The sequence below is a fragment of the Sphingobacterium paramultivorum genome (assembly GCF_014109745.1).
Lineage (GTDB): Bacteria > Bacteroidota > Bacteroidia > Sphingobacteriales > Sphingobacteriaceae > Sphingobacterium > Sphingobacterium paramultivorum.
On record NZ_CP058555.1, the window covers coordinates 52,858 to 65,431 of the forward strand.

The 12,574-nt window shown below is 38.2% G+C and carries 11 protein-coding genes; 8 read left to right on the top strand and 3 right to left on the bottom strand.

The genetic code is table 11. From position 1 onward, the window contains the following. Positions 1-20: 20 nt before the first annotated feature. Together HS960_RS00225 and HS960_RS00230 are read right to left on the bottom strand one after the other, a co-directional pair. Positions 21-1,070, bottom strand: coding sequence for a DKNYY domain-containing protein (locus HS960_RS00225; protein WP_182330940.1), 1,050 nt, complete (start codon positions 1,068-1,070; stop codon positions 21-23). Positions 1,071-1,174: 104 nt separating this feature from the next. Further along, positions 1,175-1,549, bottom strand: a complete 375-nt coding sequence (locus HS960_RS00230; RefSeq protein ID WP_182330941.1) for a nuclear transport factor 2 family protein — start codon at positions 1,547-1,549, stop codon at positions 1,175-1,177. Between the two features lie 843 nt (positions 1,550-2,392). Here HS960_RS00230 and HS960_RS00235 point away from each other — a divergent pair. From HS960_RS00235 to HS960_RS00270, 8 genes are all read left to right on the top strand, one after another. Continuing rightward, positions 2,393-3,235 (top strand): helix-turn-helix transcriptional regulator, encoded by an 843-nt coding sequence (locus HS960_RS00235; protein ID WP_159728223.1) that lies wholly within the window; start codon positions 2,393-2,395, stop codon positions 3,233-3,235. Positions 3,236-3,568: 333 nt separating this feature from the next. Beyond that, positions 3,569-3,799 (top strand): hypothetical protein, encoded by a 231-nt coding sequence (locus HS960_RS00240; RefSeq protein ID WP_153846467.1) that lies wholly within the window; start codon positions 3,569-3,571, stop codon positions 3,797-3,799. Positions 3,800-3,831: 32 nt separating this feature from the next. Further along, positions 3,832-5,496, top strand: a complete 1,665-nt coding sequence (locus tag HS960_RS00245; protein ID WP_159728221.1) for a hypothetical protein — start codon at positions 3,832-3,834, stop codon at positions 5,494-5,496. A 257-nt stretch (positions 5,497-5,753) separates the two neighbouring features. Beyond that, positions 5,754-5,936 carry a hypothetical protein gene (locus tag HS960_RS00250; protein ID WP_120336403.1) on the top strand — a complete coding sequence of 61 codons (183 nt, stop codon included), beginning with the start codon at positions 5,754-5,756 and terminating at the stop codon, positions 5,934-5,936. Positions 5,937-6,039: 103 nt separating this feature from the next. After that, a complete protein-coding gene (locus HS960_RS00255; protein ID WP_153846465.1) occupies positions 6,040-7,212 on the top strand; it encodes a helix-turn-helix domain-containing protein in 1,173 nt (390 codons plus the stop codon). A 258-nt stretch (positions 7,213-7,470) separates the two neighbouring features. Further along, positions 7,471-9,060 carry a TonB-dependent receptor plug domain-containing protein gene (locus HS960_RS00260; protein WP_182330942.1) on the top strand — a complete coding sequence of 530 codons (1,590 nt, stop codon included), beginning with the start codon at positions 7,471-7,473 and terminating at the stop codon, positions 9,058-9,060. Between the two features lie 92 nt (positions 9,061-9,152). Continuing rightward, the gene (locus tag HS960_RS00265; protein ID WP_182330943.1) at positions 9,153-10,271 is read left to right on the top strand and encodes a TonB-dependent receptor domain-containing protein; all 1,119 of its coding nucleotides are present in this window, start codon (positions 9,153-9,155) and stop codon (positions 10,269-10,271) included. 9 nt (positions 10,272-10,280) lie between these two features. Next, positions 10,281-11,519, top strand: a complete 1,239-nt coding sequence (locus HS960_RS00270) for a Ca2+-dependent phosphoinositide-specific phospholipase C (RefSeq protein WP_202883724.1) — start codon at positions 10,281-10,283, stop codon at positions 11,517-11,519. Between the two features lie 180 nt (positions 11,520-11,699). Here HS960_RS00270 and HS960_RS00275 read toward each other — a convergent pair whose 3' ends face one another. After that, entirely contained in the window at positions 11,700-12,500 is an 801-nt protein-coding gene (locus HS960_RS00275) for a 3-keto-disaccharide hydrolase (RefSeq protein ID WP_153846462.1), read from the bottom strand. Positions 12,501-12,574 lie beyond the last annotated feature (74 nt).

Consider the following 12,574-nt stretch of genomic DNA (forward strand, 5'->3'; position numbering starts at 1 on the left):
AGCTGTCAAAAGAAAGCTGATTAGATTTTATTTCCTGTAAGGCCGCTGAATTTATTGCCTCGATTGTCTTTATAAAAATCACCGTCCTTCTTAAAACTATTTGCATCTACTCCTTCAAGCAGCTGTTTTTGATAAAAGACATTTTTTGCATCTTTTCCGAAATCGTGACCTAAAGGTATAAACGTTTTAATATCGGCACCCGGAATTATTTCCTGATTATAGTACACATTATTCTTGTCTTTTGAATAGGAGTTGCTTCCGTACACATCATTCTTTTCATCAATCGGGAATAACGCAAAGGAAGGAGCATCTACCTGTTCATATCTGAAGCTTTTCCCCCTGAATAGGATCGTTTTGTTGTCAACACTAATATGATCATGATCAAGTACACGAATTTTATCAATGGTCTTAAAAGACCTCGTTATGACATCTGATCCCTGCTGAAATGGTGGGTAATAAATAGTATTGCCAATTCTCATGTAATATTTGTTTATGGCTTCAATGTTTCCGGAGTTAGCAACAACTGCTTTAAAGGCACCTATATTCGGAGAGACATAAACTGAATCTTTATCCATTAAAAAATAGTCATTGACGAACGAAAAGGTTTTCCGATCTGCCTTTATCATGTCATTACTGTAGAAGTAATGGTCCTTGTCGCGTGCCCAGTTTATATGGTCCTTTACGAGCTCATATGTTTTTGGATCTGCTCCTTGGATGATATTAAAGCCTAGGGCCTGATCGATATAATAGACATGAAAACGATCTTTTGGAATCTGATTATCGACGTAAAAGGAATTCTTGTCCACAAGTTTTTGAGTCGTGCCACGAAAATATACCGCATTTTTGTCTTTAGCTATATCTTCTGACAAAACCTCAAATGACTTTGTATCAGCCTGCATTTGTGAAATGCCCAAACTAAACCAATTTCCATTCTGACAATAAGCTATCTGCCCTTTTGAATCGATGAAGTAAGAACCGGATTTTTGTTTATCAACAGGTTTGCCAATATTTCGACAAGAAATAAAAAAGCAAAGTAAAATACAAGCCAGAAAAAAAGTATATTTTTTCATTTTTGCATTGCATATAATCCTAAATTTATTATTTATCATACCCATCTATATAAATTTACAACGACAAAATTAAAAAACCGAATTTTCAGTTTTCCGTTCCCTTATTAAGGCAATTGCATAAAACTGGCACCAATGACTTTTAGCGTGTTGTCAATGCGTTTCCATACCCTAAAATATCTAAATTTTCCTTCTAATGGTGTTCCCATTACCTTGCCTTTTGCCGTCATCGTAGTAACGGAAAGCGCGGTATCCCCAATTATTCTGATCTCATCAATTTCTGTTGAAGCATTTTCAATAATCATAGCTTTTGATCGGTGTGCATTTAGATCCATTTCTTTGGTTAACATTTGACCATCAGGTGCTACAGCAACAAGGTCGTCATATAGGAGGAGATCAAGACCATCTACATTACTGGCTAGCTGTGCCAAGAAAAGTTGGTTCTCTGCTTCTGCAATTTCTTTTTTCGTGATTTTATCCATATCCCTATCAGATTGTTAATTTTTTTTGTGCTTATTACTTTAAAAATAGTAAATCATTGTCGTTCTGTTTCGGTTTTAATTTTTTTGAGACACCTGCTAGCAGAATGATAAATTTAATTACCGTAAAAAAAATAGAGCTAGTTCACGACTATTTCTTCTGATTTACTATTTCTTTTTGCTAAAAAAGCTTTTGAATCACACTATTTTTACTAATCCTCACGCTATCAAGAATGAAAACAACATCCTGATAATAGACGCAATATGACAGGAACAGGTACGAGCTCTAGTCGAATGATTTTAGGGGATATAGTTGTAGTTGTTTAGCTACAAGAGTGATTGGTTATGGCATTATTTCTGTCTTCGAAATTTTGAGAAAATGGGAGAGTGCTATTGAAGTAAGGACCGAAAATATTTTAATTAACGATGTTCTTGTACAGCGCGTGTTATGTTGCAATTGATTGTTTTATATTCTGAGTTACGAATTTGTAGCATGTTGTAGTCGATTTGTTGTCGTTCTGGTATGTTTTTGTGGTCAAATTGAAGCCTTTTAACCCTTGATTAAGTTTTGAATTTTTGGCTTATTTGTTAGAGAAAGATTTCAGCCATAAATCAACCGCCAATGAAAGGTGCCTACCGAAAAGTAACACGATACACATGCTCAATTTGTTGTTGTACACCATTTATCGGTCGTTTACATGGATCAAAAGCTGTTTATGCGAATCTTATTTGAAATCAAGAAACTTAATAATGAAAGGTCTTATCATGGTAAAGGGTTTATTTTTTAATCAAAAAATTTCTAGAGATATTACAAGGTCTGGATATATTCCAGTATATGCCATAAAGATGAAAAAAAAGCTCTTTTATTCGTTGGAAAGAACATATTTAGGTAAAGCATATGTTACGCCGTTATTGCATGTGACTTATCAATGGAGAACGAAAGGATTGTTAGGGAGCGGGACTAAGGATATTCAATTAAGTCAAAATGGACAGGGAACGGAAATTGTTGAAGTGTTGAACACAATTGAGAGAGATCTTAAACATCGACAATATCATAGTATATTTTGGGGAAGTATGAGTGTCATCCTATTTCTTATGATTCTTACGTTAAGTTTTTTCTTCAGAATAAAACATAAAGCGCAGACAGATGAATGTATAAAACTAAGAATGCGGAATGAAGATTTAGAAAACCGTCTGAATGGTGAACTCGACTATCAAAAAGATGATCGGATGAAATTGCTTTCTCAAATACAAGTACTACAATCACAGAATGAACAGATGCAAAAGGCAGCTCTATTTGATGCATTACAGATCGAACGTAAAAATAAACTACTTGATCATTTGAAGGTCGTACTTGTAGAAACAGAAGGCAATGAAAATGCGGGGGTATTTGAACGGATGATAAAAGATGAACTGCGATTTGATGAAGTGACGGGACAACCTATTCGCGAATTTCAAGCCATCAACCCTGATTTTTTTCTAAAACTAAGACTGTTGTCTGAAAACAAGATCACTGCACTCGAATTAAAGCATTGCGCATATATGTACCTCCAGCACAGTACACTTGATATTGCGACTGCATTTCATATTGAACCCAAAAGTGTTCGTGTGACGAAGTATCGAATAAAGCAAAAGTTGAAATTAGAAAAAGAGGTGGATCTCGAGGCCTATTTACAAAGTCTGGTTTAGACCGAGATGATACGCAGCCATCCATTTTTTAGAGTACATTTTTTATTGCTTTCCGCTAGAATCAATGTGTTGTTTGTTTGGGTTAATTTGTTTGATTTTTTGTTTCTTTATTTTTCCTTTGTTGTTTATTGGTCTGTTTTTTAGGGTTTTATTTTATTGTTTTGGACTTGGTTTGTGTCGAATCATATCGATTTTTGATGTTATTATCTGTTTGGTTGTTAGGTTTTTATGTTTTGTGTGGTCAAATTGTAGTCATGTTTGTGGTCAAAATGTAATCTTTGTTTTTAAATATTTTTCTTTTTCATATATAAGTTTGCGTAAATATTATTGGTAATGTTGTTTAGGTCATTTTTAGGCTTAATTCAATTAAGTATCGATGTAATTAAACCAAATTTTAAAAAAATGAAAAAAGAAAAGAAAATCTACGAAGCGCCTACTATGGAGGTGCAAACAATTGAGCTGGAACAAGGGATTGCTGCCGGTTCGGGCGGTACAGGAACTCCAAATCCTGGTGTTGGCGATTGGGGAGATGGTTCTGGAGGCGAAGGTAACGGCGATTTATAAACTAACATCTATTTATTTAAATTAACAATTTTATGAAAATATCACGTTTAAAGCGTTTAAGTTGGACCGTTACATCTATTGCCCTATTGTTGGGAAGTACGGTTACATTCTCTGGATGTTCTAAGGAAGATGGTCGTATTGATCAGACTGAAGAAGGAACAAAACTGGATGGAACGAAGCTGGTTCTCAAAGTATCGGGTATAGATGAGACGCAGCAGACAGCATCTGTCAAAGGTAAAGCTAGTACAAATTCGACCAGTTTGAATGGTCCAAAACTATTGGAGTTTCCAGAATTTGATGCATTGATTGAAATTGATAATAATGTTCCATTTAAGGCGGCCCAGTTTACCACTAAGGCTGCAGCAACATCTGCACATGGGGCACGTGCCGCCGCGATGGACAATGGCATTACTTATCGTTTATTCTTGTTTTCACAAGACGGCAGCCAACTGGTATCTTCTACGCAATTTACAACAGGGAGCCAAGGAGCAATTGATGTGACGCAGGGCCAAACCTACAAATGGGTAGCTTTATCTTACAATAATGGTGAAGATATCCCTAACATCAATACGGGCAATACAACGATTGCGCTTCCAGCTGGAAAAGATGTGTTGTATGCAACGGGTGAGGTTGCAGTGCCCACGGGAGGAGCAAATTTAAATGTTCCGATCAACATTTTATTTAAACATAAATTTGCCCGTTTGGCGGTAGAACTGAACTCGATGGGGATGTTCGCTAATATGACCGGCGCTAAGGTAGAGATCGCAGGAATAAAAACTGCCACAATTGATGTTGGTAACGGTACACTTTCTAACCTAATTTCTGCTGATCAAGAAATAGCCTTTTCAAGTTTTGCGGATATTGACCCATCTTACCAAGATGCAAAAATCGCTTATGTGTATACTGCAGACCCTGCAGCGGTATCTGGTGGGATAAAAGTAAATGTCTCAAATTTGGCATTGAAAATAGATGATAATTCAACGCGCCAATTCTCATCGACTCCAGCGAATTTTACTTTCAATATTACACCGGTATTAGGAAACAGCCATCGTCTATTGGTCAATTTGTTAGAATCACCTTTAACTGTGGACGGAGTAAGATGGGCGAGACAGAATATTTACTATCAGGCAGGGCATAATCCATATCGTTTTCACCATACCTATGCACATTCAAATGCCAGAAATACTTACTTTTCATTCAAAGGGCTAGTGCCCGATCGATTTGGCGTCAATAGTGATCCTTGTAACGAAGTTTATCCTAAAGGTATGTGGCGCCAAGCTAGTGAAAGCGATTTTCGGAAGCTGACCGGCTTTTTGGGAATCGGTGGTCAGAGTCCGACATACGGGACAAGTAACGGTAGAGGTTATTTTGAATATAACGCAAGTGGAACAGCAGCACCATATCCAAATAACAAACTTCACTTCAACTTCAATGGGGGTAGTACCTCTTTCGCTGTGGTGAATGGTCTTGTACAGATCAACCTGGGCAATTTCGGAACTCGTGCGGAAATCTGGACCGGTTCCTCGGGTATTAAAATTGGAGGACTACTTGGTTTGGGTGCGTGGTATTACCACGGTGAAAAAGGAATCTTCGGGAATAATAGTGCGGATCTGACAGCAAATCTACTCAACATATCTGTCATTGGCATAGACTTGATCGAGACACAGATGAAAAATGTGCGTTGTGTAAGAAATTAACATCGCGTTCTTATGATGATTAATGAGCTATTTAATTAGAATTTTGGATTTCGTTTAAATAGCGATAAAAGCGACCTGTTTTACAGGTTGCTTTTTATAATCATAGTGACCTGTTATGTTCCCATATCGTTAATTAAAAAAGCGAGATTGTGTTAGTTCTTTGTGTTTGAAATTTATGAAAACCTTGAAATTTCAATCTTCATTTGACTTTAACGCGATATGAGCTTTCTGAATAGCCAGTTATAAAAAACAATTTAATGAACGAAAATAATAAAGTTAGACCCCGATTCACAAAAGAAGTGAAGACGGATGTGATCAACGCAATTGTTAATGGCGAGTTGTGGCTTGAAGAAGCCATGGCGAAATATAATGTACAGGATAGGAGGACAGTCATCATCTGGCTAAGGAAATATTTGCGCGATAGGTGTAAACTTGCTTAATTCTTTATTATGTCAAATACTGAATAGGGAGTGGATAGCATATTTAACAATTTGATAATACCTGATTCTTAACTTTGCGAAACAGCTTAGTCAGATTAAGGACGTGAATTATATTATTATTGTAGGGGCCACCCAGGCTTTATTGGCATTGGGTGTTTTATTAAAGAATAAAAAAAATAATGGACAGCATGATAATATTCTTTCTTATTTATTGGCCTCCATATTTTTGCATTTGGCAATCAGTTTTGCTCTGAATGTTTTTTGGCCACATTCAAAAATCCACCAACAGTTTAATACATTTATTGCTTTAGCCTATCCAGGGTTACTATGGTGTTATATGCGCTATCTCGAACATCGCGGGAAACCCATTGATATTCTCCTGGCTATGCTTCCGTCGATATGTGCTTCAATTGGTTATTTTTGGATTGCTGCTTATGTAATTAACAATGCTGGGGAGCTACCACCATTTATAAAAAAATACAATTCAATGTCAGGTTATGCTTATACGGTATTATATATTGCTTATCCTGCAAAGATTTTGGCTCAGATAAAGTCGATATCGGTGTTCTGGAAATTGGAAAAAGGTATGGTTAGGTTAGCTGCGTTTTTGCTCTTACTAATAGGTCTTGCATTTCTTATCATCACGATTTTGACTCAGCTGTTCGATATTACTGCTTATTTTTCTTTTATCCATTTGTGGCTTCGCGTCTTTATCTATTCGATATTGGCGATTATCTGTATCTCGATTATTTATGTAAAAATAAGCTCTTTCCTCTATGTCCATGTTTATCAGCCGGAAAAACCTAAGGAACAGCTATCTGTCAATGAAGAGGAAGAACTGATCCTCGTCGAAAGTAAAAAACAGCACTCTTTTCCTGTGGAAGAAAATGAAAAGAATAGCAGCTTGGACTACGCCGGTATTTTGGCTAAGGTAGAGTATTTGATGTCCAATCATAAAGTTTTTTTGGATCCCGATCTGACATTGGAAAGTCTGGCCGCAAAAGCGGATGTATCGCGCCATCACCTTTCAGAAACCTTAAATCAATACAAAGAAAAGTCTTTTTATCAGTATATCAATGAGTATAGGATTAAGGAGGTGGTGATGCTGATGGATAAGTGCAGAAAGAAAGGCGAAAGTATTAATATTCTCTCATTGGCATTTCAGGCCGGCTTCCATTCCAAATCTTCATTTAATCAATATTTTAAAAGAGTCCAAGGTTGCACTCCATCAGCCTACCTCAAGGACGCAGCGCATTTCAATCTACTCAAGGCCTAATGTAATGGCTTACTGCAGCATCTCCGAGTAACGTTATACTTTTCGCTATGAATTGGCAAAGGAGTATTTCTGCGTCGTTAGCCAGGTGCCAATTTATCGATAACCTAAGCTTAATACAAAATTAATTCTTGTAAACAGCATAAATACAGTTGTTTACGTGGTTTGTCGTAAGTGGTGGGTTCTTCTTTATCGAGGAAGACGATCGGTAGTTAATGAAATATCAATTTCGTGTCAAATAACAAAAATTGATTACATGATATGAAAAGAACGTTACTCTTTTTGATTGTGTTGATGCCTTTTTTTTTACAGGCACAACAGATTACGGGATTAGTTACTTCAACGACTGATGAAGTATTGCCCGGGGCAACAGTGCAAGTTGGAAAGCTGGCGGCACAAACCAATTTAGATGGTAGATTTACATTGATTTTAAAAGAAAAGGGACGTATTAAGCTTTCTATTTTCTATACCGGCTATCAGGTGTTCACACTTGATACAATAGTTTCCCATGAAGGGATTCATTTAGGGAACATTAAATTAGCGCCTTCCAACAATAGCCTCGGTGAAGTTTTTGTTGTTGGTTCTTCTGCGGGCTCTCAACTCAAAGCATTGAACATCAAGAAAGGGGCAAATGCTATTATGGAAGTGTTAGCGGCAGATGCCATTGGTAAACTGCCCGATCGGAATGCTGCCGAAGCTGTACAGCGTATTCAGGGGGTCTCAATTGAGCGGGATCAAGGGGAAGGACGCTATGTTTCTGTACGGGGGACACCAATCCAGTGGAGTGCTTCGTTGTTAAATGGAAATAGACTTCCTTCAGCTAGTCTTGATTATGCAGATAGGAGAATTCAGATGGATATCTTTCCCTCGGAAATGATTCAATATGTACAATTGTCAAAAGCTATTACTCCTGATATGGAAGGAGATGCTATTGGTGGATCCATCAATTTTATTACCAAGGCTGCCCCCCTTAAACGTACGCTCAACATCAATGCTGCCGGTGGGTATAATGAACAATCTCAACGAGGCTCATATAATGGTTCTGTCCTTTTTGGAGATCGTGTTGCGAAGGGTAAATTAGGGTACATTCTTTCTGCAGTAATCTGGGACCGAACAGCTGCCCAGGATCGATACAATCTAAACTATGATTTTGGAAACAGCAATAAGACTCAAGCTTTTTCCATTACAGATCTTCAACTGCGAGATTATATTGCCCACAGACGTACTGTTGGGTTTAATGGAGGGCTGGAATATGCCTTCAACGAGAAACATAAAATTATGGTCAAGGGCTTGTATAGTGAATATCTAGATGCTCAACGCGTACGGGAAAACTACTTCTATTTTAATACCAAGACAGCAACAATTACAACAAGGACGGCAGATTATCATACAAATCTGTATTCCGGAGAGCTGAGCGGACAGTCCGTTTTTTCAGAAAAATTAGGCTTGGACTGGGCAATTAGCATGGATCAATCTTCATTCAAATTTAAGAATCCAGATTATTACCCGATGGCTACTTTCTCCCAGAAAGTTTCCTACGAAGACATGGCTACAGATGGAAAGAAATACTTGGCGATGGATTCACCTGATGGAGTAGGGGATAATATTGATCGGATCCTACCACATCTTTCACCATCCTCTCCAATTAGTGCCGAGGCTATGAAGTTGACACAAGTCGTCAATATTAGGAGTAAAAACAAGGAGAGCAACAAACGTGCTGGCGTCAATTTAAAATATACGCCGAACAATTCATTGGCTGTTAAATTTGGCGGCAAATATATTCACAAAGACAAGAAAGTAGAAAACCCGTATAGTATTTATGTAGCCGGTGTTTCAGGACCCCGACCTTAGCTAGTTTAGGGACTGAACCTTATCCGTATCGTGGGGGTTTTTTGACCGAAATAGGATCACCTTATGACAATGAACTCATTGACCAGATTTCTATGGAATCCGTAAAGCAGCTTGCTTCACCAGCAGGAATTGCTGGTAACAAGTTGTATCCCTTCCGAGTCGATTCCGCTACAAATGCCTCTGGAGCGGCCAACTATTACAGTGGAAGGGAAAATGTCTACGCTATTTATGGCTCCGCGGAGTACAAACTGACTGAGCAGTTTACCCTTATTGCTGGTATACGGAACGAATATAACAAAGTCACTTTTTCGGGGAACAAAGTATCTACGCTTGCCGATAAATCTACTCATGTCGAAGCTATCAATCAGGACAATAGCTATAATGCCTTTCTGCCTATGTTGCATGTGAAGATCAATGCGACAAAAAACGATATTATTAGACTTGCATTTACGCGAAGTTTTGCGCGCCCCGATTTTGGGAATCTCAATCCAGGTACAGTTCAGGATGATATCAACCGTGTGATCACACGCGGAAATCCTAATTTGAAACCCACTTTTGCCAGCAACTTTGATCTGATGGTTGAGCATTATTTCGGTGGAATAGGGATGGTCTCAGCAGGCGCATTTTATAAAAAGCTTTCCAACCTGATTTATTCCAATCAGTCTACACAAAATATCAATGGCATCATGTTCAATGTCAACGAACCGGATAACCTCCAAAATGCTTGGCTCGCAGGCTTCGAAGCCGGCATATCAAAGAGGTTTACCGATTTGCCCGGAATATGGAAGAGATTTGGAATCGATGCAAATTATACGTTTACAGATTCAAAGGCTACAGTTCCGCGCTTCGACAATGGAAAATTAATAGAAGATAAAAGTGTGATTCCTAAACAGGCCAAGCATCTTTTCAACGTTTCTCTAATCTATGAAAATAGCAAATTTATGGCTCGTATTGCAGGGAATTATAAAGGGAAATACCTTGATGCTATTCGGCAAATAGCTGGACCTGAGCATTATCGATGGTATTCGAGTAATTTTTCGGTAGACTTTTCTTCTTCTTACGCTATTAACGCCAAGTTTAGGCTATTTGCCGAACTAAACAATATTACTGGTGCCCCAGTACGCTATTACCATGGTGTATACGATCGTGCTGAGCAGGCTGAATGGTATTCAGTCCGTGGTCAAATTGGTATCAGTGCAAAACTTTTTTAAATGACAACAATGATGAAATTGAAACAAATCACTTTAATCGCAATGTCCCTGCTTGTAGTGGGCATTGGAACAAGCTTTGGCCAACAAACCGAACTGGCAGAACTGGATCAACTAAAGATCAATCAGATTCAAGTCCTTGGGACACACAATAGTTACGCCAGACCCGTGGATCCACGTCTTTCGGCTTATGCAGACCCTATTTTTTCAAAGATGATGGAGAAGATGTCAACGTTATTCCCTCCAGATAAACTTAATTCCTTTAAGGAGTTTCACCCCAATGCGATGTCTATGAGTGAAGGATTAAAATACGACCATCCGCCTTTTGATGTGCAATTAGATAGTGGAATCCGTAGTTTAGAAATGGATGTATATTATGACCCTACTGGACATCGCTTTGATAAACCTGCAGGCTATGAACTCCTAAATAAAATGGGAGTTTCGGATCTCGCTCCATATCAAAAAGAGGATTTGGAAAAACCTGGTTTCAAGATGCTTCATATTGCTGATTTTGATTTTCGATCACATTATGCAACATTCCGTGCAGGTCTTGTAGCGCTGCGAGAATGGTCCGAACAGCATCCCCAACATCTCCCTATATTTATTATGGTCGAGGCCAAAGACAAGGGGATCCCGATTTTTCCTAATGGTGCTGAAGTACTTCCATTTGATGATAAAGCTTTTGACCAGCTGGATGCCGAAGTTGTTGCGGTATTGGAAAGAGAAAAGCTCATTACACCTGACGATGTACGTGGAAATTACAGTACTTTACGTGAAGCAATACGTTCTGGTCATTGGCCCACTGTTAAGGCTTCTCGAGGGAAATTTGTCTTCCTGCTGCTGCCAGCAACAGCAGGAATGAACCTTGAATCTGCCTATGTTAAAGATAAACCTAATCTTGAGAAGCGTATCATGTTTGTCCAGTCGGAACCCAATGATAGTTTTGCTTCTTTTATACTATTGGACAATGCTTTGGTTCGTCAGGAAGAAATCCAACGTCTGGTGAGGGAGGGGTATATCGTACGTAGTAGGTCTGATATTGAAACCTATGAAGCAAAAATAAATGATTACAGTAGGGCTAATGCTGCTTTCAGTAGTGGAGCTCAGATCATTTCCACAGATTTTTTTAGACCTGGAAATGGTTATAATACTTCTTATTATGTAAGGCTGCCCAATAGTAAGGTGGCCCGCCGGAATCCTGTAAATAGCATGATGAAAAAATCTAAGGACATGGTATCTACAAAACGTTAGGTCTATTGGTCGCTATTGCAAATACACTTGAATAAATTGAACAAGTAAGGTCACTCTCAGAAGTTTTTCGAATGATCTTACTTGTTCATACAGGATTTTTCAGAAATTGAAATAATCTGAACGGTTGTTTTTCTCTTAAAAAACTCCATTTTTGAACCTTTTTCCTTGCCTTAACCTCTTTTACTTCTTTGGTTTAGGTAGTTCCTTAATCCATATATTCTTAAAATCTACGGGTTGACCTTCACTCTGTAATGCGATAAATCCACTGCTGAGCAACTTACCATCGATCTTAATTTTGGGGTCATACCCATTGGCTGTTCCACCTCCAATCTGAGGTCTTGAATATTCTAGTACGGTATCTCCGTTAATGATATGTTTGATTAACGAATCTCCTAATACAATCAACTCCCCTTTAACCCATTGATCACCATCATAGGTCTTCGAAGTAGAATTTAAACAATGTGAGGAAGCTATTTTGCCCTGATAGACCACATTGGTTCCAGGAGAACACATATTGCCTGTAGGGCGGGGCTGACCATCGCTCAGTCCTCCCAAAAGTTGCATTTCGACAGAAATGGGCCAATCCTGTTCTTTCAACATTGTTCTGGGGTCCTGCGAATGAAACATAACGCCGCTATTACGAAGTGTATAGGAGGGGGCACCTTTATGAAGCTCGCCTACAAATCGATATTCAAATTTTAAATGATAATATGAAAAGGGTGTTTTATAATATAAATGGCCAAATTGATCATTAAAATCATCATACTGATCATATCTGACCTTAATCATTCCATCTTCAACTCTAAAAGTATTTCCGTAGTTCACACCAACATCATGATGATGAATTTTGACAAACCAATCATTGATGTCCTTTCCGTTAAACAAGGATTTCCAGCCATTATTATCGCCCTGACCTTTCATTCCTGCGCATCCTGTAAAAATAAGACCGATAGCTACTATTGAATAGATAATTCTTCGCATTGAAGTGATATTTGGTTTAAAATTGGATAGCAAGATACGATATATTCCATTAAACTTTACAGTCTAAGAAATAT